The 1,084-nt window shown below is 57.3% G+C and carries 2 protein-coding genes and 1 pseudogene; all 3 read right to left on the minus strand.

Annotated elements, in window-relative coordinates; all coding sequences use genetic code 11:
* Positions 1-441, minus strand: a 441-nt coding sequence (rplC, locus tag B7X65_RS23850) for a 50S ribosomal protein L3 (protein WP_293596711.1), incomplete at its 3' end; no start/stop codon positions are given.
* A 204-nt stretch (positions 442-645) separates the two neighbouring features.
* A complete protein-coding gene (rpsJ, locus tag B7X65_RS23855; RefSeq protein ID WP_007838118.1) occupies positions 646-960 on the minus strand; it encodes a 30S ribosomal protein S10 in 315 nt (104 codons plus the stop codon).
* A gap of 25 nt (positions 961-985) precedes the next feature.
* Positions 986-1,084, minus strand: a pseudogene (locus B7X65_RS23860) (elongation factor Tu); the annotation flags it as partial.

Here is a 1,084-nt window from a genome sequence, read left to right on the forward strand (position 1 = left end):
CGAACGGCTGTTACCGTGCGACGCGCGCTGCGAGCTCATCTTGTGACGCTTGATGGTGCCGGCAAAGCCTTTACCAATGGAAGTACCCTGGACATCCACTTTTTGGCCGACCGCAAACACGTCAGCGGCGGGCACAACAGTACCAGCGGCATATTTGCCTGCGACGTCAGCCGTCACGCGGAATTCTTTCAGGATTTCACCGGCTTCAACGCCTGCTTTCGCAAGGTGGCCAGCGGCCGGCTTGGTGATGCGCGACGCTTTGCGCGCACCAAATGCCACTTGCAGGGCATCGTAGCCGTCGTTTGCTTGGGTTTTCACCTGGGTCACACGGTTGTTAGACACATCTACCACTGTGACAGGAACGGTATCCCCATCATCAGTGAACAGACGCATCATGCCCACCTTGCGGCCCAGCAACCCGAGGGAGTTGCTCAGACTCATGCTTTTTTCTCCGTAACTTCCACCGCTGCGACTTCAATTGGCCGCAGACGTTTTGATGTGAAAGACTGTTAATAAAACTGCCCTACCCATGCACAGCATGTTCAGGACAGCCCAAGAGTATAGCGCAGACTGCCAGTGATGGCAAATCTGCGCTGAAACCTCGTTTTTTGGGGCGCCGGCTTTCGCCGCCGCCCCGCTTCTTGCTTACTGCAGCTTGATTTCGACGTCCACACCGGCGGGCAGATCGAGCTTCATCAACGCGTCAACGGTTTTGTCCGTCGGGTCAACGATGTCCATCAGGCGCTGGTGCGTGCGGATTTCCAGCTGGTCGCGACTCGTCTTGTTGACGTGGGGCGAACGCAGGATGTCAAAACGCTTCATGCGGGTCGGCAGGGGCACGGGGCCCTTGACGATCGCGCCGGTGCGCTTGGCTGTATCCACAATCTCGGCGGCCGACTGGTCGATCAGTTTGTAGTCAAACGCCTTCAGGCGGATGCGGATTTTTTGCTTGGTAGCCATGGTAATTCCTTAAATGTGGAGCGAATTACGCAATGATCTTGGCCACGACACCGGCGCCGACGGTTTTGCCGCCCTCGCGGATGGCGAAACGCAGACCTTCTTCCATGGCGATCGGGTTGATCAG

Source organism: Polaromonas sp. 39-63-25 (assembly GCF_002278925.1).
Lineage (GTDB): Bacteria > Pseudomonadota > Gammaproteobacteria > Burkholderiales > Burkholderiaceae_C > Polaromonas.

What these genes read in the sequence shown, in the direction of transcription:
- rpsJ (WP_007838118.1), bottom strand. Translation starts at nt 960, where the DNA reads ATGGCTACCAAGCAAAAAATCCGCATCCGCCTGAAGGCGTTTGACTAC.